Annotated in this window: 19 protein-coding genes; 11 read left to right on the top strand and 8 right to left on the bottom strand. The window is 71.6% G+C overall.

Going from position 1 to position 26,250, the window contains the following annotated elements; all coding sequences use genetic code 11:
• The first annotated feature begins 98 nt into the window (after positions 1-98).
• Both PV679_RS28420 and PV679_RS28415 read left to right on the top strand, forming a co-directional pair.
• Positions 99-296 (top strand): hypothetical protein, encoded by a 198-nt coding sequence (locus PV679_RS28420; protein ID WP_319683318.1) that lies wholly within the window; start codon positions 99-101, stop codon positions 294-296.
• A gap of 241 nt (positions 297-537) precedes the next feature.
• A complete protein-coding gene (locus PV679_RS28415) occupies positions 538-1,581 on the top strand; it encodes a phosphatidylinositol-specific phospholipase C domain-containing protein (protein ID WP_319683317.1) in 1,044 nt (347 codons plus the stop codon).
• A 237-nt stretch (positions 1,582-1,818) separates the two neighbouring features.
• Here the strand turns inward: PV679_RS28415 and PV679_RS28410 are convergent, their stop codons facing one another.
• The gene (locus tag PV679_RS28410; protein ID WP_319683316.1) at positions 1,819-3,375 is read right to left on the bottom strand and encodes an ATP-dependent DNA ligase; all 1,557 of its coding nucleotides are present in this window, start codon (positions 3,373-3,375) and stop codon (positions 1,819-1,821) included.
• Between the two features lie 152 nt (positions 3,376-3,527).
• On the opposite strand from PV679_RS28410, the gene PV679_RS28405 reads away from it, so the two are divergent.
• Genes PV679_RS28405 through PV679_RS28395 form a run of 3 tightly spaced genes read left to right on the top strand, consistent with a single transcriptional unit; the run spans position 3,528 to position 8,325 of the window.
• Positions 3,528-4,487 (top strand): oxygenase MpaB family protein, encoded by a 960-nt coding sequence (locus PV679_RS28405; protein WP_319683314.1) that lies wholly within the window; start codon positions 3,528-3,530, stop codon positions 4,485-4,487.
• The gene (locus PV679_RS28400; RefSeq protein ID WP_319683313.1) at positions 4,469-6,733 is read left to right on the top strand and encodes a tetratricopeptide repeat protein; all 2,265 of its coding nucleotides are present in this window, start codon (positions 4,469-4,471) and stop codon (positions 6,731-6,733) included. The genes PV679_RS28405 and PV679_RS28400 overlap by 19 nt, the downstream gene beginning before the upstream one ends.
• A 59-nt stretch (positions 6,734-6,792) precedes the next feature.
• Positions 6,793-8,325, top strand: coding sequence for an NAD(P)/FAD-dependent oxidoreductase (locus tag PV679_RS28395; RefSeq protein ID WP_319683312.1), 1,533 nt, complete (start codon positions 6,793-6,795; stop codon positions 8,323-8,325).
• A gap of 97 nt (positions 8,326-8,422) precedes the next feature.
• Here PV679_RS28395 and PV679_RS28390 read toward each other — a convergent pair whose 3' ends face one another.
• Complete coding sequence (locus PV679_RS28390) at positions 8,423-10,258, bottom strand: serine hydrolase (protein WP_319683311.1); 1,836 nt, start codon at positions 10,256-10,258, stop codon at positions 8,423-8,425.
• Positions 10,259-10,482: 224 nt separating this feature from the next.
• Here PV679_RS28390 and PV679_RS28385 point away from each other — a divergent pair, with 224 nt between their 5' ends.
• Complete coding sequence (locus PV679_RS28385; RefSeq protein WP_319683362.1) at positions 10,483-11,583, top strand: ionic transporter y4hA; 1,101 nt, start codon at positions 10,483-10,485, stop codon at positions 11,581-11,583.
• Between the two features lie 35 nt (positions 11,584-11,618).
• On the opposite strand, the gene paaK is transcribed toward PV679_RS28385, so the two are convergent.
• Positions 11,619-12,905: a phenylacetate--CoA ligase PaaK gene (gene paaK / locus PV679_RS28380; RefSeq protein ID WP_319683310.1), complete on the bottom strand. Its 1,287-nt coding sequence runs from the start codon at positions 12,903-12,905 to the stop codon at positions 11,619-11,621.
• A 227-nt stretch (positions 12,906-13,132) separates the two neighbouring features.
• Between paaK and PV679_RS28375 the strand changes: the two genes are divergently transcribed.
• From PV679_RS28375 to PV679_RS28360, 4 genes are all read left to right on the top strand, one after another.
• Positions 13,133-13,375: a DUF397 domain-containing protein gene (locus tag PV679_RS28375; RefSeq protein ID WP_319683309.1), complete on the top strand. Its 243-nt coding sequence runs from the start codon at positions 13,133-13,135 to the stop codon at positions 13,373-13,375.
• Positions 13,376-13,650: 275 nt separating this feature from the next.
• The gene (locus PV679_RS28370) at positions 13,651-14,151 is read left to right on the top strand and encodes a hypothetical protein (RefSeq protein WP_319683308.1); all 501 of its coding nucleotides are present in this window, start codon (positions 13,651-13,653) and stop codon (positions 14,149-14,151) included.
• 200 nt (positions 14,152-14,351) lie between these two features.
• Entirely contained in the window at positions 14,352-16,706 is a 2,355-nt protein-coding gene (locus PV679_RS28365) for a glycoside hydrolase family 95 protein (protein WP_319683307.1), read from the top strand.
• A 152-nt stretch (positions 16,707-16,858) separates the two neighbouring features.
• Positions 16,859-17,971 (top strand): chemotaxis protein, encoded by a 1,113-nt coding sequence (locus PV679_RS28360; RefSeq protein WP_319683306.1) that lies wholly within the window; start codon positions 16,859-16,861, stop codon positions 17,969-17,971.
• Between the two features lie 55 nt (positions 17,972-18,026).
• Here PV679_RS28360 and PV679_RS28355 read toward each other — a convergent pair whose 3' ends face one another.
• Positions 18,027-20,003, bottom strand: coding sequence for an N-acetylmuramoyl-L-alanine amidase (locus PV679_RS28355; protein WP_416069823.1), 1,977 nt, complete (start codon positions 20,001-20,003; stop codon positions 18,027-18,029).
• 293 nt (positions 20,004-20,296) lie between these two features.
• The gene (locus tag PV679_RS28350) at positions 20,297-21,445 is read right to left on the bottom strand and encodes an aminoglycoside phosphotransferase family protein (RefSeq protein WP_319683303.1); all 1,149 of its coding nucleotides are present in this window, start codon (positions 21,443-21,445) and stop codon (positions 20,297-20,299) included.
• A gap of 233 nt (positions 21,446-21,678) precedes the next feature.
• Between PV679_RS28350 and PV679_RS28345 the strand changes: the two genes are divergently transcribed.
• The gene (locus PV679_RS28345) at positions 21,679-23,172 is read left to right on the top strand and encodes a hypothetical protein (RefSeq protein WP_319683302.1); all 1,494 of its coding nucleotides are present in this window, start codon (positions 21,679-21,681) and stop codon (positions 23,170-23,172) included.
• 46 nt (positions 23,173-23,218) lie between these two features.
• On the opposite strand, the gene PV679_RS28340 is transcribed toward PV679_RS28345, so the two are convergent.
• From PV679_RS28340 to PV679_RS28330, 3 genes are all read right to left on the bottom strand, one after another.
• Positions 23,219-24,652, bottom strand: coding sequence for a PP2C family protein-serine/threonine phosphatase (locus tag PV679_RS28340; RefSeq protein WP_319683300.1), 1,434 nt, complete (start codon positions 24,650-24,652; stop codon positions 23,219-23,221).
• Between the two features lie 163 nt (positions 24,653-24,815).
• Positions 24,816-25,415 (bottom strand): TetR/AcrR family transcriptional regulator, encoded by a 600-nt coding sequence (locus PV679_RS28335; protein WP_319683299.1) that lies wholly within the window; start codon positions 25,413-25,415, stop codon positions 24,816-24,818.
• Positions 25,412-25,774: a DUF1304 domain-containing protein gene (locus PV679_RS28330; RefSeq protein ID WP_319683298.1), complete on the bottom strand. Its 363-nt coding sequence runs from the start codon at positions 25,772-25,774 to the stop codon at positions 25,412-25,414. Before PV679_RS28330 ends, PV679_RS28335 begins: the two co-directional genes overlap by 4 nt.
• Positions 25,775-26,250: the final 476 nt, after the last annotated feature.

The following is a 26,250-nucleotide window of genomic DNA, read 5'->3' as shown; positions in this document are numbered from 1 at the left end:
CATGGCGACAAGCGTGCCGTGGCACCGCCGGGACACCGGGATGCGGCCGGGATGAGCGGGCACGAGAATGGCGAACACCGGACGAACGAGGAGGCGGCATGAACGCACAGTCCGATGGGCGGCCGGAGCGCGAGGGCGTGACCCCGGACCGGCTGCTGCACACCGCGGGTGACGAGGTGACGGCCGAGGATCTCACGCTGGCCTCGGGCCGCGATCTCACACCGGAGAACATCGAGTGGGCCCGGCGCCGGCTCGCCGAGAAGGGCCGCGCGGCCATCGAGGAGGAGCTGCCGTAGAGCGCTCGGCGGCGCACCGCTCACCGTAGTCACCAGCGCGCCCCACCGCGAGAAGCGGTCGGGGCGCGCTGTGCCGCGCGCGGCGGGCTCCCGCGTCCGTCACGGGACCGCGCGTGGGCACCTGGCGGCCAATTCGCTGATCGGTTCCGTAAGCTCGCGTCCTCCCGCTCTTCATCGAACACCCCTACGCTCCTGCTTTGTTGACATGCCCAAGACATGCGCAGCAGGAGGAACAAGGGATATGGCAAAGCTTCTTCGCGCCACGCTGGCGGCCGGTGCCGTCGCGGTGCTCGCCCTCGTCGCCACTCCGGCTCAGGCCGCCGACACCAACTCGCTGCCGTACTCCTCCACCACGGGGGTCGGCGTCCACAACTCGTACGACAAGGCCGCCTTCCCGTACTTCGCGGACGCGCTGGACTCCGGTGCGGGAATGCTCGAACTCGACGTGTGGACCAATGTGTTCGGCGCCTCCTGGCGCGTGTCGCACGAGAACCCGCTCGGCAACAACAACAACTGCGCGAACGCCACCAATGTGAGCCAGCTCCGCGGCAACGGCCAGAACCGCGACCTCGGCGGCTGCCTGTCGGACATCAAGGTCTGGCACGACGCCAACCCGGGCCACCGGCCGATCGTGCTCAAGATCGAGATGAAGGACGGATTCCAGGGACAGGCCGGCCGCGGCCCGGCCGCTCTTGACGCCCTGCTCTCCGGCAAGCTGGGCGACGCGCTCTTCCGTCCGGCGGACCTGGCGGGCGACCGCGCCGACCTCGACCAGGCTTCCCAGGCCGGCGCCTGGCCCACGCGCGGGCAACTGGCCGGCAAGTTCATCGTCGAACTCATCCCCGGCACGGTGGAGGAGCAGAATCCGTTCGACTCCCTGTGGACGGACCGCGAATACGCCACCTATCTCCGTGACCTCAAGGCGGCCGGCCGGCTGCGGGAGGCCGCGGCCTTTCCCGCCGTCCACGGCGTCGCGGCCGGCGACCCGCGCACCCGCTACACGGACGCGTCGATCAGACCCTGGTTCGTGTTCTTCGACGGTGACGCCTCCGCCTTCGTCGCCAACGGCATCGACACGGCCTGGTACGACCAGCGCCACTACTTCGTACTGATGACGGACGCGCACAACGTCGCGCCCGCCATCGACGGCACCAACCCGACCGAGCAGCAGGCCCGCGACCGGCTGACGCTGCTGGCCCAGCGCGACGCCAGCCTGATCTCGGCGGACTGGCGCTCCCTGCCGTCGGTCCTGTCGTCCGCCGTGCCGCGCGGGAGCGCGAGCTAGGCCCTGTCTGACACATCCCGCCTGGCCTGCGACGCCTGGCACGCACGCTCACCGCGTTGTCGGAGTCATCCGAGTACGTCCAGTACACGGATGATCCTCCGCCTTGGGATCGCACGCACCAGACGTCGCGGGCCCCGCCCTCCGGGCGGACGGCGCCATGTGTCAGACACGTCCTAGCCGGCGAGGCCGGCTCCGAAGCTACGAGGCGATGGAGCCGGACCCGCCGCGCGCGGCGGGTCAGCTCCGTCGTCCCGGGTCCCGGCCGTGGGCCGCCAGCACCGTGCCCACGGTGTCCGCCTCCGAAGCCCGTTTGTCCTCGCGGTACCGGACCACGCGGGCGAAGCGCAGGGTCACTCCGGCGGGATAGCGCGACGACCGCTGCAGACCGTCGTAGGCGATCTCCACCACCAGCTCAGGACGTACGGTCACGGTGAAACCGTCGTCGTGGACGGCCAGTTCGCCGAGGCGCTCGGTCTGCCACTCCAGCATCGCGTCCGTCAGTCCCTTGAAGGTCTTGCCGAGCATCACGAACGAGCCGTCCTCCCGCCGTGCGCCCAGATGCAGATTGGAGAGTCTGCCGGTCCGCCGGCCGTGCCCCCACTCGGCGGCCAGCACCACGAGATCCAGGGTGTGCACCGGCTTGACCTTCAGCCAGCCCGCGCCGCGCCGGCCCGCGCTGTACGGGGTGTCCAGCGCCTTCACCACCACACCCTCGTGTCCCCGGAGCAGGGTCTCGCGCAGGAACTCCTCGGCGGCGATGGCGGCCGCGTCGCCGGCCGGACCGGCGGCGACGATCCGCCGTACCCGCATCGGCTCCGGCACCAGCCGCGCCAGTGCCTCGTGCCGCTCCTCGAAGGACAGATCCAGCAGATCCTCTCCGTCGGCCGCGAGGAGGTCGAAGAAGACCGGCGACAGCGGCACCGCCGCCGCCGCGGTGGGCACATCGATCCGGGAGCCCACTCGGCCCGCGATCTCCTGGAACGGCAAGGGCCTGCCCTCGGCGTCCAGCGCGATGACCTCACCGTCCAGCACGAAACGGTCGCCGTCCAGCCCGAGCGCCACCGCCGTCACCTCGGGCAGCCGGTCCGTGATGTCGTCGAGCGTGCGGGTGAAGATCCGCACCGTGGAGCCGTCCCGGTGCACCTGCACCCGGATGCCGTCCAGTTTCTCCTCGACCGCCGACGCGCCGAGCCGGCCGAGCGCCTCGGCCACGCTCCCGGCGCTCTGCGCGAGCATCGGCAGTACCGGCCGGCCCACCGTGAGCAGGAACTCCTCCAGCACCCGGGGGCCGTCGGCCAGCAGCCGCTCCGCCACCGGCCGCAGTGAGCCGGCCAGCATCACCGCCCGCCGGACTCCGGCGGCGCTCGCGCCGGCCGTCTCCGCGAGGGCCTCCACGGCGACCGCGTCCAGCGCGCCCTGGCGCACCTCGCCCGAGATCAGGCCGACGAGGAAGCGCTGCTCGTCCTCGGTGGCCGCGCCCAGCAGCTCCCGCACCAGCCGTCTGCGCTCACTCTGCGCGCCGGGGCCGGCGACGGCCGCGAGGACGGTGAAGGTCTCGTCGACCCGGTGCACCGTCAGCGTGGCCCGGTCCGCGGCCGGCGGCGGGTCCTTCAGAGCGTTCCAGCCCACTCCGATCCGTCCCTGGGGCAGCCGCCCGGCCAGATAGGGAATGACGACAGGCACGTCCTCGGGACCGGCCGTACGGAAGAGTCCGGCCAGCAGAGAGACCTTCCGGGACCGTGCCGAGGTCTCGGCGACCTCCCGGGAGACACGGGCGAGCGGTGCCAGCAGCATGCAGCCATCCTGCAACGGAGGGCACGGCTCCGCCCGTCCGGAGACGTGGCAGGGCCGGCTGCGGCGGACGGACACGGCCTACGGGACAGCCCTTAACCTTGCCGTACGCCGCGTCGCCGCGAGGCGGCCGGAGAAGGCCGGAAGGCGGTGGCATGGACGGGACCGAGTCACGACCGGGGGCCGGCGAAGGACCGGCCGATCCCGGGCTCTTCGGGCCCGGCTCCGTCACCTGGCAGCTCCATGGCGACCCGATGATGTGGATCGCCGGTATCCGTGCCCTCTATCTCCAAGCGCTGCACCCGCGCGCCGTCCGGGGCGTGACCCAGAACAGCGACTTCAGAGCGGACGCCTGGGGCAGGCTGCGCCGCACGGCCGACTTCGTCGGCACCATCAGCTACGGCACCACCGAGGCCGCCGAGCGGGCCGGTGCCCGTGTCCGCCGTATCCACCGCCTCCTCAGGGCCACCGATCCCGTGACGGGCGAGCGTTACGGCGTCGACGAGCCGGCGCTGCTGCTCTGGGTGCACTGCGCGGAGGTCGACTCGTATCTGCGGGTCGTACGGCGCTCCGGGATCCGGCTCAGCGACGCGCAGGCGGACCGCTATGCGGCCGAACACCGCGAGAGCGCCAGACTGGTCGGCCTCGACCCGGACCTGGTCCCCGCCACCACCGGCGAGCTGGCCGGATACTTCGACACCACGCGTCCCGAGCTGGAGTGCGGAGCCGAGGCACGGGAGGTCGACGACTTCCTGCGCCGTCCTCCGGTGCCCGCTCCGCTGGTCCCGGCCCGCGAACTGCTGTGGCGCCGGGTGGCCGCACTCGCGTACCAGGCGCTGCCGCCGTACGCGCATGTCCTGTACGGCAGACCCGCTCCCGCGCCGGAGACCGTCACCCGACGGCTCACCGCGGCCGGAGAGCTGCTGCGCCGCGTCCCCGCGCGAGTGCGATGGCAGTTGCCGCCCAAGCACATCCTCCGGGCGATGGCCAGGCTCGGTCCCGACACCCGTCCCGACCCGTACACACTCCACAGCCGGGCGGCCATACTGGACGATCCGGGGAGGACGCGGCCAGACAACGGGGGCGACAGCACGCGATGGCGGACACCAGGCTGATCCATGGCCGCTACCGGCTGCTTGAGGTGATCGGGCGCGGAGGGATGGGCGAGGTGTGGCGGTCGCGCGACGAATCGCTCGGCCGGCTCGTCGCGGTCAAGTGCCTCAAGCCGCTGGGACCTCAACAGGACCACTCCTTCACCCGGATCATGCGTGAGCGGTTCCGCCGGGAGGCGCGGGTCGCGGCGGCGCTGCAGCACCGTGGTGTCACCGTGGTGCATGACTTCGGTGAGTACGACGGCGTCCTCTACCTCGTGATGGAGCTTCTCGAAGGACGCAACCTCAGCCAGCTTCTGGAGGACAACAAACAGCGGCCGCTGCCGGTTCCCGATGTCGTCGACATCGCCGAACAGGTGGCGGACGCGCTCGCGTACACGCATGAACAGGGCATCATCCACCGTGACTTGAAGCCCGCCAACATCATGCGGCTCACCGACGGCACGGTGAAGATCTGCGACTTCGGCATCGCGCGCCTCGGCCATGACATCGGCTTCACGTCGCGGCTCACCGGCACGGGCATCGCGATGGGCACTCCGCACTACATGTCGCCCGAGCAGATCGGCGCCGACCATGTCGACCACCGCAGCGATCTCTACTCGCTGGGATGTGTGCTGTACGAGATCGCCACCGGCGCACCGCCGTTCGACCTGGACGACGCCTGGGCGGTGCTGGTCGGCCACCGCGACACCGTGCCCGAGCCGCCGCGCACGCACCGGCCCGAGCTGCCCGTGTTCTTCGAGCGGGTGGTCCTCGATCTGCTGGGCAAGACGCCCGAGGAGCGGCCCGCCGACGCCGCCGATCTCCGGCGCCGGCTCGGTGCCGCGCGGCCGGCCGTCGGCCCGCACGGCTTCGCGACGGTACGCGGACCGGACGGAGGTCCGGCGCCGTATCTCTCCGGCCAGGCCGGGCAGCCCGCCTCGGGTGGATCCCGGCTGCCGTCCTGGACCCGCGGCATGACCACCGGACACAAGGCGGCCGGCGCGGATGTCCTCCGGCCGACCCGGCCCGATCCCGCCGCGGGCCTGACCGGCGCCTGGACCGGCCCGGCCGGCCCGCACGCCGCCCCGGTGCTCGCGGGCTCCGGCCGGCCCGCCCCGCCTCCGGAGCAGCTCGCCGTCCTCAGCGGCCGGCACGACGCCGCTCTGAGCCTCGGCCGGCTGGGCCGCTGGGAGGAGGCGGGCGAGGTGCACCGGGCGGTCGCCGCGGAACGCGAGCACACCCTCGGTCCCGATCACCCGGAGACCCTCGGCAGCCGGTACGAAGTCGCGCTCACTCTCAGCAGGACCGGCCGGCCGGCCGACGCGCTGCGTGAGTTCACACGGGTCGCGGAGGGACGCGAGCGCACTCTGGGCCCGGACCATCCGGAGACGCTCGCCGCCCGCCAGGAGTCCGCGTACGCGCTGGGAGAGCTGGGCCGGCACTTCGAGGCTCACCAGGTGTTCGCGGCCGTGCTGGCCTCCCGTGAGCGCACGATGGGACCGGAGCACCCGGACACCCTGCGCTGCCGCCACGACCTGGCGTTCAACCTCGGCGGACTGGGACGGCTGGAGGACGCGTACCGGCTGGCCCACGAGGTCGCCGAGGCCCGCGCGCGGATCCTCGGGCCCATCCATCCCGACACGCTCGTCACCCGGTACGAGGTGGCCCACGCGCTCAGCCGGCTGGGCCGCTGGCCGGAGGCGTCGCACACGTACCAGGAGGTCGCGGCGGCGCGCGCGCGAGCACTCGGTCCCGATCATCCGGACACTCTCGCCGCGCGTTACGAGGCCGGTGTCGGCCTCGGCAGGCTGGGCCGCAGTGCGGAGGCCCTCGATCTCTACCGCGGCCTCGTCGGCGACCGCACCCGCGTCCAGGGACCGCTGCACCCGGAGACTCTGCGGGCCCGGCACGGTCTCGGGGTGAACCTCGGCCGGCTGGCGCGCTGGGAGGAGGCACTCGCCGAGTCGCGGGACGTCTGCGCGCTCCGTGAACGCGTGCTTGGCCCCGACCATCCCGACACACTCGTCAGCCGCCGGGAGATCGCCGTCGCTCTGGGCTGGCTGGGCCGCTGGCACGACGCGCTGTCCGTCTACCGGCAGGTCGCCGAGAGCCGTGACCGGGTCCTGGGCCCCGCCCACCCGGATGCCCTGGCCAGCCGCAATGACGAGGCGCACTGCCTGGAACAGCTCGGCAGAAGAGCGGAGGCGATGGAGTTGTACCGCCGGGTCGCGGCGCTGCGCGGGCAGCGCGGCGTCGCCGGCGGCTGACAGCGGTCCGCGCGGCCGGCCTCTGGCACCGCGATCATCCGCGTGTTACCAAGGTGGCCATGCCCGCACATGTCTCGTACGACGCCGTCATCGTCGGCGGCGGCCACAACGGTCTGGTCGCCGCCGCCTATCTCGCCCGCGCCGGACGCACCGTCCTGGTGCTGGAGCGCCTCGGGAACACCGGGGGCGCGGCCGTCTCCAGCCGGCCCTTCGCGGGGATGGACGCCCGGCTCTCGCGGTACTCCTATCTGGTGTCCCTGCTGCCCGGCAAGATCGTCCGGGAGCTGGGGCTGCGCTTCGCCGTCCGCAGGCGGACCGTGTCCTCCTACACTCCGCGCGGCGACGGCGGACTCCTGGTGGGCGAGGGCCGCACCCGTGAGTCGTTCGCCGCGCTGACCGGCGGCGAGCGGGAGTACGCAGCCTGGCAGGACTTCTACGCGACCACGGGACGGGTCGCCCGGCGGGTCTTCCCGACCCTCACCGAGCCGCTGCCCACGCGCGCGGCCCTGCGCGCGCGGATCGACGACGAGGCCGCGTGGCGGATGCTCTTCGAGGAGCCGGTCGGCGTCGCGATCGAAGAGCGGTTCAACGACGACCTCGTCCGCGGAGTGGTCCTCACCGACGCGCTGATCGGTACCTTCGCCGACGCCCACGATCCCTCACTCGTACAGAACCGCTGCTTCCTCTACCACGTGATCGGCGGCGGCACCGGAGACTGGGACGTGCCCGTCGGCGGGATGGGCGCTCTCACCGACGCGCTGGCGGACGCCGCGCGGTCCGCGGGCGCGGAGATCGTCACCCGGCACGAGGCGACCAGGATCGACACGGACGGCGCGGGCGCCGAGGTCTCCTTCCGTACGGACGGCGGAGACGGCACGGTGACCGCCCGTCATGTCCTGGTGAACGCGTCGCCGGAAGCCCTCGCCGCACTCCTCGGCGAGGAGCCGCCCCCCGCCGCCGAGGGCGCCCAGCTCAAGGTCAATATGCTGCTGCGCCGCCTGCCGCGGCTGCGGGACCGGTCGGTCGATCCCCGTGAGGCGTTCGCCGGCACCTTCCACATCGCGGAGGGCTACCGCCAGTTGGCCACCGCCTACCAGGAGGCCGCCGCCGGCCGGCTGCCCGGCGCCCCGCCGTCCGAGATCTACTGCCACTCCCTCACCGACCCCTCGATCCTCGGTCCGGAACTCGCGGCGCGGGGCTACCAGACCCTGACGCTGTTCGGACTGCACACCCCGGCAAGGCTGTTCGCGCGGGACAACGACGCCGTACGCGAGGAGCTGCTCGCCGCGACCCTCGCCCAGCTCGACGAGCATCTCGCGGAGCCGATCGCCGGCTGTCTCGCCGTGGACGGCGACGGCCGTCCCTGTATCGAGGCGAAGACGCCGCTCGACCTCGAACGCGAACTGCGGCTGCCCGGCGGCCATATCTTCCACCGCGACCTCTCCTTCCCGTACGCCACCGCCGGAGCCGGCCGCTGGGGCGTCGAGACGGCGCACGCGAATGTGCTGCTGTGCGGGGCGGGCGCGGTACGCGGCGGCGGGGTCAGCGGAGTGCCGGGCCACAACGCCGCGATGGCGGTGCTGGAACAGTGAGCGCGGGCACCAGCGGGCACCACCGCGACGGCTCCGGCCCACCGCCGGTGACACACGTCGCGCGGACGCGACGCACGGTGCCTCGCGGGCGGTGGCGTCAGTCCGCGGACGCCACCCAGCCCGCCGCCTCGATACGCGCCGCGTCCGTCCGCCGTGCCTCGTCGAAGACGACGCGGCCGCCGTCCTCGACCCGCAGCCCGTCCACATAGGCGCCTCGTCCGACGTACAGCCGGTCCGTCGTGTACCGCCAGCGCAGCCGCATCTCCTCGCGGCGCCCGGCGGCGAGGTCCGCGGAGAGCCGGTGCCAGACCCGGCCCGACCAGCCGGTGGCCGAGCCCGCCGGATGGGCCACCGGCTCCTGGCCCGTGCGTACGGTGGTGAAGGGCACCGGCCGCCAGCTCGCGCCGGCGTCGGCCGACATTTCCAGGAACAGCGCGTCGGACCCGGGTTCGGTGTCCCACCACAGCGAACAGCTCAGCCTGACCTCTCCCGGGCCCGGCGTGAGCGCGGGCAGCGTGAGCGTGGCCGTCGTGCCGCCGGCCATTCCGGAGAACCAGGCGCGACGGCCGCCACGCTCGGGCCGGACCGCGACGGCCCGGGCCATCCGGTCGGCGGTCGCGACACGCGGCGCGCTGCCCGAGCGCCACTCGCGCACGGGATGGACGGAATTGCCGAGCACGATCAGGAACGAGTCGGTCGTCGGGTCGAGGACCAGACTGGTGCCGGTGAATCCGGTGTGGCCCGCCGTGCTCGGTGTGGCCATGGCGCCCATGTACCAGTGCTGGTAGAGCTCGAACCCCAGGCCGTGCGCATTACCGGGGAAGTCCGTGTTGAAGTCGGTGAACATCAGTTCCACGGACTCCGGACGCAGGATCCGCGCCCGGCCGTACGCGCCGCCGTTCAGGAGCGTGCGGGCGAGGATCGCGAGGTCCCAGGCACAGGAGAAGACACCGGCATGGCCCGCGACTCCACCGAGGCTGTACGCGTTCTCGTCGTGCACCTCGCCCCACACCAGACCCCGGTCGAGACCGGACCACGGCGGCCGCGCGTCCTCGGTGGCGGCGGTCTTCGGCTTCCAGGAGGCGGGCGGGTTGTAACGCGTACGGTGCATCCCGAGCGGAGCGGTGATCTCGCTCCGGAGCAGCGCGTCCAGCGGGCGACCGGTGATCTCCTCCAGGATCAACTGGAGCGAGATGAGATTGAGGTCCGAGTACAGATACACCGTGCCGGGCGGGCTCGCCGGAGCCTCGTCCCACAGGAGCTGGAGCTTGCCCTCGCGGGTCGGTGCCGCGTAGAGCGGAATCCAGGCGCGGAAGCCGGAGGTATGGGTGAGGAGCTGGCGCACCGTGATGTCCTGCTTGCCGCCACCTCCGAACTCCGGGAGATATCTGGTGACCGGCGCCTCCAGCGCCAGTGTGCCCCGCTCGATCTGCTGGACGGCGAGGATCGAGGTGAACAGCTTGGAGACGGAGGCGAGGTCGAAGACCGTGTCCTCGGCCATCGCGATCTGCCGCTCGGCCGGGAACTCCACTCCGGTGTCGGTCTTCTCGTCGTACGCCGCGTAGCGCACCGCCTTGCCGATCGGCCGGTGCAGCGCGACTGTCCCGCCGCGCCCGGCGAGCAGCACGGCGCCCGCGTACCACGGATGCGTGGGGGAGGGGCCGAGGAAGGTCTCCGCGTCGGCGACCAGCCGCTCCAGCGCGCCGGGGATCAGCCCGGCGCGCTCCGGTGAGCCGCGCCGCAGGGTCGTCCGCCCGGAGCCGGGACGCCGGACGGTCGGCCCGCCCACGCCGCGACCCGATCCGGCCGTCGCGGCGTGGGCCGGGCCCTCGGCGAAGGGAATCGGTGCCACCGCGAGCGCCCCGCCCAGCGCCAGCACGCCGCCACCCAGTCTGCGCCGGCTGATTCCGCCGCCCACGGTGTCCTCCGTCATCGGGAACCTCCCCTGAAAGTATCTTTCGGGATCTCGTTCGACTGTTGAAACTTTCTTGCGGGACATGGGTGCTGTCAACCCTGCCGCCTCATGTGGCCCGGCAACCCCACGGGAACTGACGCCTCGTCAAACGGCCGCGTCCTCGGACCTGGAACCGGCCGCGCCGTCTGGCGCAGCCCACCGGGCGTGGAACCCGGGCCTCTGGCAGCGTGTGGCGCATGAGTATGCGTACCGGCATCAGGTCACTGGCATCCCAGTGGACCGTGCTGGTGCCGGTGTTCGCGGTGGTCGCGCTGGTGCTGAGCTGGGGTCGCGAGCTGCCGGGCTCCGCCGTCGTCCTGGTCGCGCTGTGCCTGGCGGGCGCCGTGCTCGCCGCCGTGCACCACGCCGAGGTCGTCGCGCACCGCGTCGGTGAGCCCTTCGGCTCTCTCGTCCTCGCCGTCGCGGTCACCGTCATCGAGGTGGCGCTCATCGTTACCCTGATGATCGACGGCGGAGGCAAGACCGCCTCACTCGCCCGGGACACCGTCTTCGCCGCCGTCATGATCACCTGCAACGGGATCCTCGGGCTGTGCCTGCTGGTCGGGGCGCTCCGCAGCAGGGTCGCCGTGTTCAACGCCGAGGGCACGGGCACCGCGCTGGCCACCGTCGCGACGCTGTCCACCCTCACCCTGGTCATTCCGACCTTCACCACCAGCAAACCCGGACCGGAGTTCTCTCCGGCGCAGCTCGGCTTCGCCGCCGCGGCCTCACTCGCGCTGTACGGGCTGTTCGTCGCCGTACAGACCGTGCGCCACCGTGACTACTTCCTGCCCGTCACCCAGGAGGGCGGAGTGCGGGAGGTGGAGACGCACGCTCCGCGGCCCACCCGGCGGGCGACGCTGCTGAGTCTGGTGATGCTGCTGGTGGCACTGGTCGCGGTCGTCGGCGACGCCAAGGCGGTCTCACCGACCATCGAGTCCGGTGTGGCGTCGGCCGGCCTGCCACAGGCCGTGGTCGGTGTTGTCATCGCGCTGCTGGTGCTGTTGCCGGAGACCCTCGCGGCGGTCCGCGCCGCCCGGCGCGAGCGGGTGCAGACAAGCCTCAATCTGGCGCTCGGCTCCGCCATAGCGAGCATCGGGCTGACCATCCCGTCCATCGCGCTCGCCAGCATCTGGCTGAGCGGACCGCTGGTGCTCGGCCTGAACTCCGTCCATATGGTCCTGCTCGCGCTGACCGTGGTGGTGGGCGCGCTGACCGTCGCTCCCGGACGGGCCACGCTGCTCCAGGGCGGGGTGCACCTCGGGATCTTCGCGGCCTTCGTCTTCCTCGCCATCAGTCCGTGACGGCGAGGCGTGGTGTTCCGTTCCGACCGGACGTCTCAGCGCGGCCTGAGGTCCACGATCCGCCTGATCTTGCCGACCGAGCGCTCCAGGGTGTCCGGGTCGAGGATCTCCACGGACACCGAGACTCCCACGCTCTCCTTTACGGCCGCCGCGATCGCCGGCGCCGCCGCGGCACGCTCACCGGCCGTCGCCCGCGCGCGGGCCTCGGCCCGCACGGTCAGGGTGTCCAGCCGGTCCTCACGGGTCAGCCGAAGCTGGAAGTGCGGGGCGATGCCCGGCGTACGGAGCACGATCTCCTCGATCTGGGTGGGGAAGAGGTTCACGCCGCGCAGAATCACCATGTCGTCGGTCCGGCCCGTGACCTTCTCCATCCGCCGGAACACCCGGGCGGTGCCGGGGAGCAGCCGGGTGAGGTCCCGGGTCCGGTAGCGGATCACCGGCATCGCCTCCTTGGTGAGCGAGGTGAAGACCAGCTCGCCCTCCTCGCCGTCGGGCAGCACCTCACCGGTGAGCGGGTCGACGACCTCCGGATAGAAATGGTCTTCCCAGATGTGGAGACCGTCCTTGACCTCCACACATTCCTGGGCCACTCCGGGGCCCATCACCTCGGACAGCCCGTAGATGTCCACCGCGTCGATCGCGAATCTCTCCTCGATCTCCCGGCGCATCTCCTCCGTCCACGGTTCCGCGCCGAAGATCCCGGTCCTGAGGGAGGTGTCACGCGGATCGACGCCCTGCCGCTCGAACTCGTCGAGCAGCGTCAGCATGTACGAGGGCGTCACCATGATGATCTCGGGACGGAAGTCCTGGATCAGCCGGACCTGGCGGGAGGTCATGCCGCCGGAGGCCGGGATCACGGTGCAGCCCAGCCGCTCGGCGCCGTAGTGCGCGCCGAGCCCACCGGTGAAGAGTCCATAGCCGTAGGCCACATGCACCGTGTGCCCGGGGCGCCCGCCGGCCGCCCGGATCGAGCGCGCCACCACATCGGCCCAGGTGTCCAGATCCCGCTGGGTGTAGCCGACGACGGTCGGCCGGCCCGTGGTGCCGCTGGACGCGTGGATACGCCGTACCTCGGACCGGTCCACGGCGAACATCCCGAACGGATAGTTGTCGCGCAGATCGGCCTTCGCGGTGAACGGGAAGCGGGCCAGGTCGGCGAGTGAGCGGCAGTCCTCCGGGCGCAGCCCCGCGTTGTCGAAGGACCGCCGGTAGAAGCCGACGTTCTCGTAGGCGTGCCGCAGCGTGGACCGCAGCCGCTGAAGCTGCAGTACGGCCAGCTCCTCGCGGCCCAGTTGTTCCGCGGCGTCCAGCACAGGTGTCATGGGCGCTCTCCCGGTCGCTCGGGCAATGCGGTCAATCGATCAACCGATCATTCGGTCGACCGCCTTGGATCAGTAATCCAGGAGTGCCGGCGAGCGTCAAGGGATCCGGCGCGGACCCGGCGTCGCCGCCGCGCCGTCACCGGCCCGCTGTCCTTCTCCCGCGGCCTGTCCGGGACCGGTGGCGGTGGATAGGCTGGCCCGGGACGACGCAGCGGGAGGAGCAGGACGTGGCAGACAGCACCACCACCCACAAGCCGCTATCGGGCTGGGACAAGCCGGAACTCGATCTGAGCGGAGCGGACTGGCAGTCGAGCAGCCGGGGCACGGGTGACGTCCAGATCGCCTTCGTCGAGGGCTTCATCGCCATGCGCAACAGCGGCCGGCCGGAAAGCCCGTCGCTGATCTTCAGCCCGGCGGAGTGGCGGGCCTTTGTGATCAACGCACGCGACGGCGAGTTCGACCTCACCTGACGCGGCCCGACCGCCGCCGCACGGCCGGCGCACCGGGCTTGCGGCGCCTCCCGCCCCGACTCTCCTCCGCGCGGCGGCGGTTGAGCCGGGCGCGGTGGCGCGCCCGCGCCGTTGCCACCGGGAGCGCCCGCACCGGCAGCGGTCCACATCCCGTTCCCGCTGTCCGCACCGGCGGTACCGGAGTGCTCGGAGCGACCTCCCGGGCGCCGCTTCCGCCCGCTCACGACAGCCCTACCCCGCTCCGGTGTAGTCGCGCGAACACGTACCATGGTGGGATGTCCTTCCTCCGCCGCCGCAGCGCCGCCACACCCGCGGGTCCGGACTTCGATGTCCTGGCCATGGACCCGGGTGACTGGCCCGGAAACCTGGGCGCCGGGCTGCTGCCCGCTCCCGACGGGAGCTGCCAGGGTGTCTTCCTCCGGTACGACCTGTTCGGCGGCCGCGGCCCCGCGATGATCATCGGCAACCTGCCGGAAGGCTCGCAGGCCCGTGATCTCGACGAGGGACAGATCCCGTTCGAGGTGGCCCAGCTACTGCTGGCGCTGGAGAACGAAGAGCCGGTCCAGGTCATCGGCGTCGAGGACATCCCGGTGATGCAGGGCGACAACCTGTTGATCGTCCGGCGTCTCAAGCTCTCCGAGAGCCGTATCTCCTGTGTGCAGTTCGACCGCAGCGACAATGTCCTGGTCACCATCGCGAGCTGGGACCGGCCGATCACCGATGATCTGTACGCGCTGCTGAAGCCGTTGCCCGCCGAGCTGTTCCAGCAGGGCTGAGACCGGGGGCCGGGCCGGACGCCGCCGCACGGCGGGGAGCGGCGGCGCCGGTTCCTGTGCGGGACCGCGCGGACTTCGTATACGGCTCTGTGGCCGCTCGGTGCCTCAGAGCAGCCGCCGGACCGCCGGTGGTTCGCCGAGCGAGCGAATTTGTCATGTCCCTTGCCAATTCAGTCATCGGACTTTTAACGTGACTGGCCATGACTTCTGGTATCAGCCGCAGAACCACGCTCACGTCCGCACTCGGGATAACAGGCGCTCTGGCGCTGGGAGTTCCGGCGCTGTCCGGAACCGCCGTCGCCGCCGAGCCATCCGATGAATTAACACTCTGGTATCGAACACCCGCCGCCGACTGGGAGCGCGAGTCGCTGCCCATCGGCAGCGGCGCACTGGGTGCGAGCGTCTTCGGAACGCTCGCCACCGAGCGGCTCACCTTCAACGAGAAGACACTGTGGACCGGTGGCCCGGGCGCCGGAGGAGGCTATGACCACGGCGACTGGACCCAGCCCAGGCCCGGTGTCCTCGCCTCCGTCCAGCAACGCCTCGACACCGAGGGAAAACTCACGCCGGAAGCCGTCGTGGCCGAGCTCGGCCAGCCGAAACACGGCTTCGGCGCCTATCAGGTCTTCGGAGACCTGGAGCTGGCCGTCCCTGGCGCGCCGACGGCTCCCGACGGCTCGTACCGGCGGGCGCTCGACCTCGGGCAGGCCGTGGCCGGCGTCTCGTACATACATCAAGAGGCCGCGTACACACGGGAGTTCTTCGCCTCGTATCCCGGCGACGTGATCGCCGGACGGTTCTCCGCCGACCAGCCCGGCAAGGTCGGCTTCATCCTGCGCTACACCTCACCGCGCGACGACTTCTCCGCCACGGCGACCGGCGACCGGCTCACCGTACAAGGGGCGCTCCAGGACAACGGCCTGCGGTTCGAGGCCCAGATCCGGGTGCGCACCAGCGGCGGGAGCGTCAGCGCGGGCGCGGACGGCACGCTCACCGTCAGCGGCGCCGACAGCGCCTGGTTCGTCCTGGCCGCGGGCACGGACTACGCCGACACCTTCCCTGACTACCGCGGTGACGACCCGCACGGTGCGGTCACCGCGGCGGTCGACGCGGCCGCCGCCCGCTCGTACGAGGATCTGCGCGCCGAGCATGTGAGCGACCACCGCACGCTCTTCGACCGGGTCTCGCTCGACATCGGCCAGCAGACGCCGGACCTGTCCACGGACCAGCTCCTGGCGCGGTACACGGGCGGGACGAGCGCCGCCGACCGCGCGCTGGAAGCGCTGTTCTTCCAGTACGGACGCTATCTGCTCATCGCCTCGTCACGCGCCGGCTCACTGCCCGCGAACCTCCAGGGCGTCTGGAACAACGTCACCAACCCGCCCTGGTCGGCCGACTATCACGTCAACATCAACCTCCAGATGAACTACTGGCTCGCCGAGGTCACCAACCTCGCCGAGACCACCGCGCCCTACGACCGCTATGTCGAGTCGATGCGCGAACCAGGCCGCCGGAGCGCGCGGAAGATCTTCGGTTCGGCCGGCTGGGTCGTGAACAACGAGACCAATCCGTACGGCTTCACCGGCGTCCACGACTGGGCGACCTCCTTCTGGTTCCCGGAGGCCGCGGCCTGGCTCACCCAGCAGATGTACGACCACTACCGCTTCAACGGCTCGACCGACTATCTGCGCTCCACCGCCTATCCGGTGATGAAGGAGGCCGCGGAGTTCTGGCTCGGCAACCTCAGGACCGACCCGCGCGACGGGAAGCTCGTCGTCACGCCCAGCTACTCACCGGAACACGGTGACTTCACGGCCGGCGCGGCCATGTCCCAGCAGATCGTCCACGATCTGTTCACCAGCACGCTGGAGGCGGCCAGGACTCTCGGCGACGCTCCCGACTTCCGTACCCGGCTGGAGGACGCCCTCGCCGAGCTCGATCCCGGACTCCGCGTCGGCTCCTGGGGCCAGTTGCAGGAGTGGAAGACCGACGTGGACAGCCGGACGGACGACCACCGCCATGTCTCCCATCTCTTCGGGCTCCATCCGGGCCGGCAGATCGAGGCGGGCGGTGAATGGGCGGAGGCGGCGAAGGTCTCCCTCACCGCGCGCGGCGACGGCGGGACCGGCTGGAGCAAGGCATGGAAGATCAACTTCTGGGCCCGGCTGCGGGACGGCGACCACTCCCACAAGATGCTCTCCGAGCAGCTCAAGAGCTCCACACTGCCGAACCTCTGGGACACGCATCCGCCGTTCCAGATCGACGGCAACTTCGGCGCCACTTCCGGTGTCGCGGAGATGCTGGTGCAGAGCCAGCACGGTCCGATCGAGATCCTGCCGGCCCTGCCCGGCTCCTGGCCCGACGGCCGGGTGACGGGACTGCGGGCACGCGGCGGTGTCACTCTCGACATCGTCTGGTCCGGCGGCCGCGCGAGCCGGATCACCCTCCGGGCGAGCCGCACGACCGATCTGACCCTGCGCAGCACCCTGCTTCCGGGCGGTGAGCACACCTTCAGGGCGAGCGCGGGCCAGACATACGTCTTTCCTCAGCCCTGAGCCGGCCGGGTCCCGCCCGGCCACCGGCGGGACCCGGCCTCCCCTCCTGCGGAACCCGGCGGTATCCCGCAAAATGGACCCACGACCGGGGGCCGGCCCGGACGCCTCGGCTGTCCGCCCGCCGCCGGACCTTCACGGAGCGAAGGGACAGCATGGACAGCAATGGTCTGACGCCCGACGTCCTGCGGGAGCTGCGCACACCGCGCCCGTATCCTGCTGTGTCCCTGACGATGCCCACCCACCGGCGTGAGCCCCGCAACGAGGAGGACGTGGTACGGCTGCGCAACCTCCTCGCCGAGGCCGGACGCCGCCTGGAGGCCGAGCCGGAGCTGACACGACGGGCCCGCTTCGCGGTCAGGGAACAGCTCGGCCGGGCCGTCGCCGAGGTCGATCTGCGCCACCCTCTCGACGGGCTGCTGCTCCTCGCGGACGCCGACGAGCACAGCGTCTGGTATCTGCCGCGCGCGGTGCCCGAGCAGGTCGTCCTCGGCGACACCTATCTCACGCGGAATCTGGTGGCCGCCAGCGAGCAGTCACGGCCCTACTGGGTGCTCGGGATCGCCGCCGACCGCGCCACACTGTGGAGTGGCCGCGGCGAGTCCCTGCACGAGCACCGCGAGGACGGTTTCCCCAGGAAGCCGGAGCCGGAGAGCTGGGACGTCGAACGCGTGGAACGCATCGGCGACACACCGAGCACCTTCACCGACGAGGAGACCCGCCGCTTTCTGCGGTCCGTCGACGAAGCCGTGCGTACGGTGCTGGCACAGCAGCCGCGGCTGCTCTACCTGGTCGGCCTCGCGCCCGCTCTCGCGCTCCTGGAGGACACGGGCAACGCCGCCACCCACACGGCCGCGGGCCGGCTCGTCAAGGGCGGACTGACGGACGGGCCGGCGCCCGTCCTGCTCAGGGAACTCCAGCCCGTGTTCGAGGAGTGCGCCCGCCGTGAGCAGGACGAGATACTCGTCCGGCTCGACGAGGCCCGGAGCCGGCGCGCTTTCGCCGCGGGCCTCGACGAGGTCTGGGAATCGGTACGCGAGAAGCGGGCCGAAGTGGTCGCGCTCGAAGAACACTTCCGGGTCGCGGTCCGGATCACCGACGGCCATCTGCTCCCCGTCGGTGACTCCACACCCCACCGGCCCGGCGTATGCGACGACATCGTCGACGAACTGGTGGAAGCCGCTCTGGACGGCGGCGCCGAAGTGGTCTTCCTCCCGGACGACATGCTCGCCGGGCACGACCGGATCGCCGGCGTCCTGCGCTACTGACCGTGCCGGGCGCCACCGGACCCGCTGGTGACGCCCGGCATGCCGGCGACGGCCGTCAGCGGGCCGGCCGGACCTCGACGTCGGACGCCTTCACATAGGCGACCCGGTGCCCGTACTGGATCTCGTAGTACATCTCCTTGCCCCGCACCACCCGGTGCCCGGCCGTGTCGAAGACCGGCGAGTAGTAGTACTCACCGGGCGCGACGTCGCCCACCACATAGCGCTGGCCCGCGAGCAGCTTGTACGGCAGCGCGGACACCGTCTGCACCGGCACATCCGCCGGATACGCCGACGCCTCCGGGTAGGCCCGCCCGTACACCGGCACCTCCGCGAGGCCCGGCTTCGGCGTCAGCAGCGACGCCCTGGCGCCCACCGCCGTCGGCTGAGTGCGCGGATTGCGGAACCACGCCTCCTGGCCGAGATACCAGATCGCCGTCCAGTCGCCGCTGCGCCCGGCGACCGCGTACTGCTGGCCGGTCGAGGCGCGGGCTCCCAGGTCATTGACGTCGGTCGTGGTGTCCGCGCCGTCCGGACGCAGGCCGATGTCCTTGACGAGCGGCGCGCTCTCGTCCGGCGAGGTGTGCAGCCGTACCGCGCCGGAACCGTGCGGCGCGCACGCCTCGCCGGCCTTCACACACCCGGTGTACGACGGCTTGTTGGCCGCGTAGTCGGGCCGGAACGTCACCGCCTCCGCCATCGCGCCGGAGGTCGCTCGGAACGGCTTGCCCAGCAGCTCGAAGTAGTGCGCCCAGTCCCAGTACGGACCGGGATCGGTGTGCATGTCGGGGATCAGCGCGGTGGTCGTGCCCGGCACGGTGTCATGGCCCAGGATGTGCTGGCGGTCCAGCGGTACACCGTGCTTGCGAGCCAGATACTTCACCAGGCGGGCGGACGAGCGGTACATCGCCTCGGTGAACCAGGCGTCCGGCGCGGCGAGGAAACCCTCGTGCTCCAGACCCACCGACTTGCTGTTGACGTACCAGTTGCCGGCGTGCCAGGCGACGTCCTTGGCCGCCACATGCTGCGCGACATGGCCGTCGGACGAGCGCAGTGTGTAGTTCCACGACACATAGGCCGGGTCCTGGATCATGGTGATCGTGCCGGCCCACGACGCCTCGGTGTCATGGATGACGATGTAGTCGATCGCCTGGGAGACCGGCCGGTCGGCCTTGTCGTGGTTGCCGTAGTCGTCCTCGCCGAACTCCGCGTACGGCGCGGGAATCCACTCGCAGGCGACCGTCCTCGGGCACTCCGTGTTCGCCGCCGAGACCTTGCGCAGACCGAGCCGGGAGAGCGGAGAGGTGTCCGGCGAGACCCGCGGGACCGCGGGCAGGGCCACCTGCTGGCCGCTGTCCGTCGTACGCCGCTCACCCGCCCGGATCACCGCGTACACATCGTTGGCGTACATCGCGGCGGTCGCGGCGTCGTCGGCCCCGGAGAACCGGGCGACCGCCCCGTACCAGTCGGCGGGATCATCGCTCAGCGGCCTGCCCAGCTCCCGCTGCGCCGCGGCCAGCAGCGCCGCGCCGCCCCGGACATTGGCGGCGGGACTGTCCCGAAGCTTCCCGGCCGGCAGCCCGGTCAGCTCGGCGGCGCGGTCCAGCGTACGCAGCCGGGCGGGCAGCGCCGACGCCTTGGGCAGCGCCGCCGCGTCGGCTCGCTTCGCCGCGCGCGAGCTGTCGCCGCGCGCGTCCTCCGTGGCGTCGGAGTGGTGCGGCGCCTCGGCGAGCGCGGTCCTGGCGTCGGTGAGATGCATCGGGCCGTAGCCGCCGGTGACACTGGGCGCTCCGCTGTGCGTGTCCCAGCGCGACTGGAGATAGGAGACACCGAGAAGCACACTTCCCGGCACCCGGTACTGCGCGGCGGCGGCGGCGAACTCGCGCTGCAGCGTGCCGGATCCGGGCTGTTCCGCGGTGGCGGAGGGACCGGCCGAGACCAGCGGCAGCAGCAGGGCGGCGGACGCCACGACGCCGCCCGCTCTCAGCGCGCGCCGGCGCGCGGCTTTCGGACGTGGGGGGACGGAACCTTGCAATGCAGCCTCCAGTGACGGGTGTACGGGAAGGGCCCGCGGAGCCGGGTCGCACCCAGGGGTATCGGCTCCCAGACGATCCGTCAATGATGCGCCACGGTAGGGATTTCGCACGTCAGCGCCGGTATCGCGGAGTTTCGCGGCGGCGGTTCCCGGGCCTGCGGCGCGTCAGTGGAGTGAACCAATGAACGTATACGAAGACCTTCCGGCGCGCCGCGGCGGCAGCCGAACGCGCTGCGTGCCCCGTGTGTCGGCACGGGGCACACAGCGCGGGTCCTCCCTCCGGCGGAGCCGGATCAGCGAGTACCGACGGCGGCCCGCACGGCCCGCCGCGCCATCGCACAGTCCTCGTGCAGACGCCGCAGCAGCAGCCGCTGTTCCTCGCCCGTCGGCGCGCCCGCCTGCCGGTCCGGGGAAGGGGACACGGCGGCGGACACGGTCCGGGACGGCGACGGGCCGGGTGACGGCGCCTCGCGCATCGCGCGCTGCACCGCCGTCTCGTACATCCGGATCTCCCGGGTCAGCACGAGCATCAGATTGACCAGGAACGCGTCCCGTGCCGCCGGTCCCGCGGCCTGGGCGCGCTTGCTGATCTCCCGCCGCGCCAGCGGAGCGTCTCCGAGCACCGCCCAGAGCGTCGCCAGGTCGTACCCGGGCAGATACCAGCCCGCGTGCTCCCAGTCGACCAGCACCGGCCCCGCCGGCGACAGCAGTATGTTGGAGAGCAGAGCGTCGCCGTGACAGAACTGGCCCATGCTCTGCCTGCCGCCCGCCAGCCCGTGCAGCAGCTTCTGCAGATCGTCCAGATCCCGGTCGGTGAACAGGCCGAGCTCGTGATAGCGGGCGATCCGCGACGCGTAGTCGAGCGGCGCGTCGAACAGTCCGGCCGGCGGCCGCCAGGTATTGAGCCTGGCGACCACGCCGAGCACGGTCCGCAGATCGGCCCTGGGCGGCGCCTCCACCGGATGGCGGGCCAGCGCCGCCGCACGGCCCGGCATCCGCTCGACCACCAGCGCGCAGTTGTCGGGGTCCGCGGCGATGAGCCGGGGCACCCGCACCGGTGGGCGGTGCCGGACGAACGAGCGGTAAGCGGCTATCTCATGACGGAACCGTTCGGTCCATACCGGTGAGTGGTCCAGTAGGCACTTGGCGACCGCGGTGGTACGCCCGGTGGATCCGACGAGCAGGACGGAGCGGCCGCTGCGACGCAGCACCTGCACCGGATTGAACTCCGGACAGATCCGGTGCACCGAGGCGATGGCCATCCGAAGCTGCGCGCCCTGAGGGCCGGACAAGTCGATTCTCCCGCTGAGCGGTTGGGTGACCGCCCCTGCCCGGAGCCGGGTCCGACCGGCGTGGGCGGGGTCGAGATACGGTCCGCTGCCGGGCGCGACCGTACGCTGCGACCGGGGCGGGGCGGACACGGAGGACGATGCTGTGTACATGGGTGGTACAGATCCCTTCGTGCGCCGACGAATTGCGTGCGCCTCCCGTCCCGGCGGTCGTTCCGCACCCTGGGGAGTGCCGAACGCCGCCGGGACGGGGTGGCGCTTTCCTACCTGACACCGGCGTACGGGTGGCACACCATATGGCGCACCCTGGCGAAAGCATGGCGAATAGTCGCCACGCATCTGACAGACGGTTACTGTCAACTCAGCCGAGAACCTGGGGGCTTGACGTGAGCGCGGAACCCAACACGCGTCTGTCGGATCTGTTCGGCCTGGCCGGCTGGTCCAAGGGCGAACTCGCACGGCTGGTGAACCGGCAGGCGGCGGCCATGGGCCACCCTCAACTGGCCACCGACACCTCGCGGGTGCGGCGCTGGATCGACCGGGGCGAGATCCCGCGCGATCCTGTCCCGAGAGTGCTGGCAACCCTGTTCACCGAGCGGCTCGGTCGTGTCGTGACCATCGAGGACCTCGGGTTCGTCCGGAGCGGGCGCGCGGGGAAACGGCGGGACGCCCGGAACGCGGACAACCCCGACGCTCTCCCGTGGGCGCCCGACCGTACGGCGGCGGTCCTCACCGAATTCACGGGAATGGACCTCATGCTCAACCGTCGCGACTTGATGGGCGCGGGTGCCGCGCTCACCGTGGGCTCCGTGCTCAGCAGCGCCATGCATGACTGGCTGCACTCCGATCCAGCACTGTCGTCCGACGCCCCCCGGCTCGACGATCCCCTGCACGCCGACCCCGCCGGGTTCGACCGCTACGAGGCCGCCCCCATCGGGTCGCAGGAGATCGACGCGCTGGAGCATTCCGTCGAGGTGTTCCGCGCCTGGGACGCCGCCCGGGGCGGCGGACTCCAGCGCAAGGCGGTGGTGGGCCAGCTCAACGAAGTGGGCGGCATGCTCGCCTACCGTCACCCCGACGCGCTTCAGCGGCGTCTGTGGGGCGTCGCCGCGAATCTCGCCGTACTCGCCGGATGGATGTCCCACGACGTCGGCCTCGAACCCACCGCCCAGAAGTACTTCGTCATCGCCGCCCACGCGGCACGCGAGGGCGGCGACCGTCCCCGCGCGGGCGAGGCACTCTCCAGAGCGGCTCGTCAGATGGTCCATCTGGGCCGGCCCGACGAGGCCCTCGATCTGATGAAGCTCGCCAAGTCCGGTTCCGGCGAGGAGACACTGCCTCGCACCAGGGCCATGCTGCGCACGATCGAGGCCTGGGCCCAGGCGTCCATGGGCCACGGCCAGGCCATGCGCCGCACCCTGGGCGAGGCGGAGGACCTCTTCGGCTCGGACAAGGGCGATGTCCCGCCACCGTGCTGGATGCAGATGTTCGACGAGGCGGATCTGCACGGAATGGAGGCCCTGGCCTTCCGTACCCTCGCCGAACACGAACCCTCGGCGGCCGGTGTCGCGCAGAGCCACGCCAAACGGGCGCTGGAGCTGCGCGGCAACGGCCGGCAGCGGTCCAAGATCTTCGACTACATCTCGCTGGCCTCGGCCTGCTTCATCGCCGACGACCCGGAGCAGGCCGACCGCTACGCCCGGCTGGCGCTGATGTCGATGGGAGAGACCTCCTCGCACCGCACCTGGGACCGGCTGCGGGAGATGTACCGGCTCACCGGCCAGTACGCGGGCTATCCGAGGATCGAGGACTTGCGCGAGGAGATCCAGCTCGTCATGCCCAAGAATCCGGTCAAGAGGGTGAGGAGCGCCGGCATCTGACGTCCGCCGCACCGGCCCGACCGGATGCGGCGCTCATCGAAGACTCTCAGCCGCCGACCCTGGCGACCATCACACAGGCGTCGTCCGCCCGCTCGGCCTCGCCGAACTCCTCGACGACCGTCGTGGCGCACTGCTGCGCGGTACGGGTCCCGGTCAGCCGGGGCGCCAGCGCCAGGAGCCGGTCCTGTTCGGTCGTGGTGCCGTCGGCCGTGAGTCCGTCGGTGTGCAGCACCAGCAGGTCTCCGGGCCGGAGCCGGACGCCGGCCTGCTCGTACGCGGCTCCGGAGGCCGCGCCGAGCAGCACACCGTCCGGTGGTGTCAGCGTGCGCCCCGTCCCGTCGCGGAACAGCAGCGGGGCGGGGTGTCCTGCCTGGGCCCAGGTGAAGGTGCGTGTCGCCGGGGTGTAGCGGGAGCACAGGACGCCGCCCAGCGCGGGCTGCTCCGAGGCGTCGAGCAGTTGACTGAGATGCCCCAGCAGCGCCCCGGGCTCGACCCCCGCCACGGCCATCCCGCGCAGGGCGCCCAGCAGCATCGCCATGGAGGAGGCGGCGGCCATGCCATGGCCGGTGAGATCGCCGACGGTCAACAGGGTTTCACCGCTGGGCAGTTCGAAGACGTCGTACCAGTCACCGCCGGTCGGCGGACTCCACACGGACGGCAGATAACGCGCCGCCAGATCCAGTGCGGCGGGACCGCTTCCGGACAACTGCAACGAGCCGCGCCACGACGGGAGGAGGGCCTCCTGGAGCTCGGTCACGAGCCGCCGCTCGGTCGTCGCGATGTGCTGTGCGCGCCGGAGCGAGTCACCGGATTCGCGCACCGCGCGCTCGCTGCGGCGCAGTTCACTGATGTCCCGCAGGACCGCCCACATGGAGGCGGTGCAGCCGCCGGTGTCGATGACGGGTTCACCCAGCATGTGCAGTGTACGGACGCGGCCGTCCGGCCTGAGGACGCGGAACTCGCCGTCGATGGGCTTTCCGTCGATCAGACAGCCCGTCACCATCGCGGTGAGCACCGGCTGGTCGTCGGGAAAGACCAGCGAGGGCAGCTCGTCCAGTGACATCGGCCCGCTCTCGGCCGGCCGGCCGAAGATCTCGTACAACTCGTCCGACCAGCTCACCTCGTCGGTGAGGAGATCCCACTCCGCGCTGCCCACGCGGCCGAGCGCCGGCCGCGCGAGCGCCGGCGGTTCACGCCGGCGGTGAGTGGACGGAGCGTCCTGTCCCAGGTCGGTGGGACTGTCCGGCCGGCCGGCCCTGAGCTGGTCCAAATGGGCGCCGAGATGGTCGAGTTGCCGCACGGCCAGCTCGCAGAGCGCTCGCTGCCAGCGCCACAGTGTGTCGTCGTCGTCGACCGAGGTGTCCCGGCGCACGGCGTCCATGTCTCCGCGCAGCCGGCGGGCCTGGGTGATGAGCGCGTCCACCGTCTCCCGCTCGGGAGACTGAGGCGCTGGACGGTCCGCGAACAGAGGGGACGGCATCTCGTACTCCGATACGGGCGCGGCACTGCGTGGTCTGAATGATGGACCGCTATGACTGTCGCACAGGGGCCTGTGGCCTGTAAGGCATTCGGCAACACTCGATCCGGTGGTGCTTCTGGCATATGCCGCAGGCTCTGCGGACCGTGTTCCGCGCGGCTCCGTCTCACGCGGCCGGCAGGCGGTGGAGCGCGACGAGCAGCCGCCAGATCCGGGTCGCGACGCCCTCCGGCGACTCCTCGATCAGTCCGTGCAGCCAGTCCGCCAGCACTCCGGTGAAGGCGGCGGAGACCGCCGAGGCGATCAGCTCGGGAGCGGGCGCTCCGGCCAGGGCGCGCTCGGCGCGGCTGCGCTCGCGCAATTCACGGTGGAGCAGCTCGCCCAGCGGGCCGCCGCCACCCGGGCGCAGCAGCGTCCGGTAGAGCGCCGCGTGCGCGGGCAGGCCGGTGAAGAACGAGGTGAGCGCGGCCGGCGGCCGGTGCGGATCGACGGCGCCCCGCCAGGCGTGCAGTGCGGCCACGGCGTCCCGTACCACCTCCGCGCAGGCGTCGGCGGCCAGCGCCTGGAGATCCGGATAATGCAGATAGAACGTGGCCCGGCCGATACCGGCCCGGCGCACCAGAGCGGCCACACCGATCTCTTCGAGCGGACGCTCCGCACACGCGTCGAGGAGCGCCTGCCGCAGTCTGGCCCGCGTCCTGGCGGCCCGTGGATCGCTCTCGGACGCGCGGCCCTCCGGTGTACCGACCGCCGGTGCGCCGGTCATCCGGCCGCCAGGACCGCGGCGAGCGCTATCGCGCCCGGCAGGGCCTGGACGAACAGAATGCGCCTGTTCGCGGTGGCTCCGCCATAGACACCGGCGACGACCACGCAGCTCAGGAAGAAGATCTGTACGTGGTGGCCGGCCGGGTCGGCGGCGATCAGGCCCCAGATCAGTCCGGCCGCCAGAAAGCCGTTGTAGAGGCCCTGGTTGGCGGCGAGGGTCGCGGTCGCGCGGGCCATGTCGGCGTCGAATCCGGAGAGTTCGCGTCCCGGCTTGCGTTCCCAGAGGAACATCTCCAGCACCATGACATAGATATGGAAGGCGGCCACCAGGGCGGTCAGGACATGCGCGGCTGTCTGCATGATCGGGATCCTCAACGGTCAGAGCTTCTGGACATGTGTCCATGAACTATAGGCACCTGTCCAGAAGCCGGAGATCCCGCGGTCATCTCTCCGGCGGCTGCGGCCGGGGCGGCCGGAAGGCCGGCCGGTGTCTCGGTCCGGGCCGTCGGCGGAGGCCCGGCCCGGTGCCGTATGCCGCCGGAAAGCGCCCGTGGCCGTGGCGGCGGCCACGGGCAGTGTGGTGGCGGCGCCGAGAGTCAACAGCGCGCGTCGGCAAGGACGTTGGCGCGTTGGTGGGGCGACCGTTCAGCGGGAGCCTCCCACAGGAGCCGTGGCCCTCGGTGAACAGCGGGCGTCAGTCATGTGCGGGTCAAGTCGAGGGCGGCATGGACGGCGGGTCGCCCGGTTGTGCCGGGTCTGCGTTCATATGTATGTGCGGCGGACATGAATCTGCTCAACTTTGGTCCATACCAGCTCCTTGACGGCCCCTCCCGCCC

Source organism: Streptomyces sp. AK02-01A (assembly GCF_033795305.1).
In the GTDB taxonomy this organism is placed as follows: Bacteria; Actinomycetota; Actinomycetes; order Streptomycetales; family Streptomycetaceae; genus Streptomyces.
The sequence above is the reverse complement of the archived record's forward strand: the minus strand, read 5'-3'. Positions and strand labels throughout refer to the sequence as shown.

Excerpts from the sequence above, each read along its gene's own strand:
- PV679_RS28410 (WP_319683316.1), bottom strand. The coding sequence starts at position 3,375 with ATGCTGCTGGCACCGCTCGCCCGTGTCTCCCGGGAGGTCGCCGAGACC.
- PV679_RS28360 (WP_319683306.1), top strand. The coding sequence starts at position 16,859 with ATGGACAGCAATGGTCTGACGCCCGACGTCCTGCGGGAGCTGCGCACA.
- PV679_RS28340 (WP_319683300.1), bottom strand. The coding sequence starts at position 24,652 with ATGCCGTCCCCTCTGTTCGCGGACCGTCCAGCGCCTCAGTCTCCCGAG.
- PV679_RS28420 (WP_319683318.1), top strand. The coding sequence starts at position 99 with ATGAACGCACAGTCCGATGGGCGGCCGGAGCGCGAGGGCGTGACCCCG.
- paaK (WP_319683310.1), bottom strand. The coding sequence starts at position 12,905 with ATGACACCTGTGCTGGACGCCGCGGAACAACTGGGCCGCGAGGAGCTG.
- PV679_RS28400 (WP_319683313.1), top strand. The coding sequence starts at position 4,469 with ATGGCGGACACCAGGCTGATCCATGGCCGCTACCGGCTGCTTGAGGTG.
- PV679_RS28390 (WP_319683311.1), bottom strand. The coding sequence starts at position 10,258 with ATGACGGAGGACACCGTGGGCGGCGGAATCAGCCGGCGCAGACTGGGT.
- PV679_RS28365 (WP_319683307.1), top strand. The coding sequence starts at position 14,352 with ATGACTTCTGGTATCAGCCGCAGAACCACGCTCACGTCCGCACTCGGG.
- PV679_RS28405 (WP_319683314.1), top strand. The coding sequence starts at position 3,528 with ATGGACGGGACCGAGTCACGACCGGGGGCCGGCGAAGGACCGGCCGAT.
- PV679_RS28335 (WP_319683299.1), bottom strand. The coding sequence starts at position 25,415 with ATGACCGGCGCACCGGCGGTCGGTACACCGGAGGGCCGCGCGTCCGAG.
- PV679_RS28385 (WP_319683362.1), top strand. The coding sequence starts at position 10,483 with ATGCGTACCGGCATCAGGTCACTGGCATCCCAGTGGACCGTGCTGGTG.
- PV679_RS28330 (WP_319683298.1), bottom strand. The coding sequence starts at position 25,774 with ATGCAGACAGCCGCGCATGTCCTGACCGCCCTGGTGGCCGCCTTCCAT.
- PV679_RS28415 (WP_319683317.1), top strand. The coding sequence starts at position 538 with ATGGCAAAGCTTCTTCGCGCCACGCTGGCGGCCGGTGCCGTCGCGGTG.
- PV679_RS28350 (WP_319683303.1), bottom strand. The coding sequence starts at position 21,445 with ATGTACACAGCATCGTCCTCCGTGTCCGCCCCGCCCCGGTCGCAGCGT.
- PV679_RS28370 (WP_319683308.1), top strand. The coding sequence starts at position 13,651 with ATGTCCTTCCTCCGCCGCCGCAGCGCCGCCACACCCGCGGGTCCGGAC.
- PV679_RS28395 (WP_319683312.1), top strand. The coding sequence starts at position 6,793 with ATGCCCGCACATGTCTCGTACGACGCCGTCATCGTCGGCGGCGGCCAC.